3 protein-coding genes and 1 pseudogene are annotated in these 2,980 nt (G+C 71.5%); 3 read left to right on the forward strand and 1 reads right to left on the reverse strand.

The window, feature by feature from the left end; genetic code table 11:
• Positions 1 to 644: uroporphyrinogen decarboxylase family protein (locus tag VGD32_RS10255; RefSeq protein ID WP_331031792.1), on the reverse strand; the 644-nt coding region annotated here is incomplete at its 3' end.
• Positions 645 to 1,159: 515 nt separating this feature from the next.
• On the opposite strand from VGD32_RS10255, the gene VGD32_RS10260 reads away from it, so the two are divergent.
• From VGD32_RS10260 to VGD32_RS10270, 3 genes and pseudogenes are all read left to right on the forward strand, one after another.
• Positions 1,160 to 2,029, forward strand: a complete 870-nt coding sequence (locus VGD32_RS10260; RefSeq protein WP_331031793.1) for a pyruvate, water dikinase regulatory protein — start codon at positions 1,160 to 1,162, stop codon at positions 2,027 to 2,029.
• Positions 2,026 to 2,619 (forward strand): Maf family protein, encoded by a 594-nt coding sequence (locus VGD32_RS10265; RefSeq protein WP_331031794.1) that lies wholly within the window; start codon positions 2,026 to 2,028, stop codon positions 2,617 to 2,619. Before VGD32_RS10260 ends, VGD32_RS10265 begins: the two co-directional genes overlap by 4 nt.
• Positions 2,616 to 2,980 (forward strand): annotated as a pseudogene (locus VGD32_RS10270) (shikimate dehydrogenase); the annotation flags it as partial. The gene VGD32_RS10265 and the pseudogene VGD32_RS10270, both read left to right, overlap by 4 nt.

Here is a 2,980-nt window from a genome sequence, read left to right on the forward strand (position 1 = left end):
CCCTCGGCCCAGCTCTCGAAGATCTTCAGCACCTGCGCCCCGGCGTCGGCCTGCATCTTCAGATAATGCGCCGTGGCCTCGACCAGCACCTCCAGCAGGGCCTGGACCTTGTCCGGTTCGGCATAGGCGTAGGTCCGGGCCTGGGCCCGCTCGCCCTTGCCGATGGTGCGCGCCTCGCCGTCCAGCATGTAGGTCGCGACCGTCCACGGCGCGCCGGCGAAACCGATCAGGGCCCGGTCCGGCTCGAGCTCGCCGCGCACGATTGACAGGGTCTGTCCGACCTCCTTCAGCGCCTCGCCCGCCCCGGCGGCCAGCGCCCGCATCGCCTCGACCGGCGGCAGAGCCCCCAGCCGCGGCCCCTCGCCGGCCTCGAACCAGACCTCCTGGCCGAGGGCCCGGGGGATCAGCAGGATGTCGGCGAAGACGATGGCGGCGTCGAAGCCGAAGCGCCGCATCGGCTGCAGCGTCGCCTCCGCGGCCTTGTCAGGATCGAGGCAGAAGGAGATGAAGTCCGGCGTCGTCGCCCTGAGCGCCCGGTACTCCGGCAGATACCGCCCCGCCTGGCGCATGAACCACACCGGTGGACGCGGCGTCGCCTCGCCGGCGAGAACCTTGAGCAGCAGGGGCGTGTCGGAGACGGTCATCTGATGTCGGGCTTACCGGGGGCCCGGGTCCGGCTCAAGCCCGGGCCGTGTCGCACCCCCCAATCCTTCAATGAAAAAGATTCGAGAAGATTGGTGAAGGAAGGCAGGGCCGGGGATGACGGGGATAACCGGAGCGAACCGCCGCGTCGCGGGCGGCTTTTCCGCAGCCTGCCCTGCGGTCATCCCCGGCCGTTCACCGGGCTGGTGAAAGCGGGGATAGTCGCCTCCGGGCCCATGACAGACGGCGCTTTGAACGGCGCCCCCGTCCGGATTTCGCCGGGCGCCGTTAAGGTCTTGTTAAGATTGTCCACACCGGTTCCTGCCCTTGGGCGGGCAGGCGGGAAGACTCGGCGCAACCGGGGTCTCGCCGTCCACGGTCATCCCCGCTCGCCCGGCCCGGCGGGCGCGGCTATAGAGATCGGCGCACCGGCCGGGGCGATCGGCGCCCGGCCCCGTCCACAGGAGTCTCGCCGCCATGGACAGCTTCCGATGAGCCGATCCACCGGATTGACCTCATGAGCCCCGCCCGTCCCGCCGGCGTCTCGCGGCTGGCGACCTATTTCCACGTCCACCTGGTCTCGGACTCGACCGGGGAGACGCTGAACGCCATGGCCAAGGCCGTGGTGGCGCGCTTCGACGGCGTCATTCCGATCGAGCACATCTATGCCCTTGTGCGCTCCGCCAAACAGATGGACCGCGTGCTGGAGGAGATCGCCGCCTCGCCCGGCGTGGTCCTGCACACCCTCGTCGACCGGGAACTGCGCGAGCAGCTGGAGGAGGGCTGCCGCCGCCTGGACATGCCCCAGATCGCCGCGCTCGATCCGCTGGTCGGGGCCCTGTCGCGCTACCTCGGCGCGGCCCTGTCGACGCGGGTCGGGGCTCAGCACGCGCTGGACACGGACTATTTCAACCGCATCGCCGCACTGGACTACGCCATGGCCCATGACGACGGCCAGGGCACAACGGAACAGCTGGAGGGCGCCGACGTGGTGCTGTGCGGCGTAAGCCGAACCTCGAAGACGCCGACCTGCATCTATCTGGCCCACCGCGGCATCCGCGCCGCCAACGTGCCGCTGGTGCCGGGGCAGGAGGACGGCGAACGGCTTGTGGGATTGAAGAACCCGCTGATCATCGGTCTGACGGTGTCGCCCGACCGGCTGGTGCAGATCCGCCGCAACCGGCTGGACGGGCTGAACGCCAGCCGCGCGTCGTCCTACACCGACCACGACGCCGTGCGCGAGGAGACGGTCAAGGCGCGCCGGGCGTTCGAGCGCCGCGGCTGGCCGGTCATCGACGTGACCCGCCGCTCGGTCGAGGAGACGGCGGCGGCGATCATCAATGTGCTCAACGAGCGGCGCACCCATCGCGTGGGCGCCAGCTGGTGAGCGAGCGGCTGATCCTCGCTTCGAAAAGCGCCGCCCGCCGCGCCATGCTCGAGGGGGCGGGCGTGCCGTTCTCGGTGCAGGTCGCCGATGTCGACGAGGATGCGGTCAAGGCGGTCCACGACCCCGGTGACGCGGCCGGGCTGGCCCTGGAGCTGGCGCGGGTCAAGGCTCTGGCGGTGTCGCGGCGTGACCCGGAAGCCTGGGTGCTGGGGGCCGACCAGACCCTCGCCTTCGCGGGCGGGCTGGTGTCCAAGGCGCCGTCGATGGCGGCGGCCCGGGCCCAGCTGGCGGCCATGCGGGGGCGGGCGCATCAGCTGCACTCCGGCGCGGCGCTGGCGCGCAACGGCCAGGTGGTCTGGTCCGGCGTCGACACGGTCGACATGCGGGTGCGCGACTTCTCGGACGCCTTCCTCGACGCCTATCTGGCGGCCGAGGGCGAAGCCCTGCTGGGCTCGGTCGGTTCCTACCGGCTCGAGGGCATGGGGGCGCAGCTGTTCGAGGCGGTCGAAGGCGATTATTTCACCGTCCTCGGGATGCCGCTGTGGCCGGTGCTGGCCGAATTGCGCCGGGCCGGAGTGCTGCCGACATGACCATGCTCGCGGGCGTCGCCGGCCAGCCGATCGGTCATTCGCTGAGCCCCCTGATCCACAGGGCCTGGATCGCGGCGGCGGGTCTGGATGCCGACTACCGCGCCCTCGGACCGACCGACGAGGCGGAGTTCGAGGCGCTGGTCGAGGAGGGACGCAGGGGCGCCCTGCGCGGCCTGAACGTCACCGCGCCGTTCACGGGGGCGGCGCTGGCGCTGGCCGACGAGGCCAGCGGGACGGCCCGTCTGTGCGGCTCGGCCAACCTGCTGGTCTTCGAGGGCGGCCGCGTGCGCGCCGACAGCACCGACGGCGAAGGGCTGATGGCGGCGCTGACCGAACAGGCCCCGGGCCTTGCCGTGGCCGG

The organism is Brevundimonas sp. (assembly GCF_036402095.1).
Lineage (GTDB): Bacteria > Pseudomonadota > Alphaproteobacteria > Caulobacterales > Caulobacteraceae > Brevundimonas.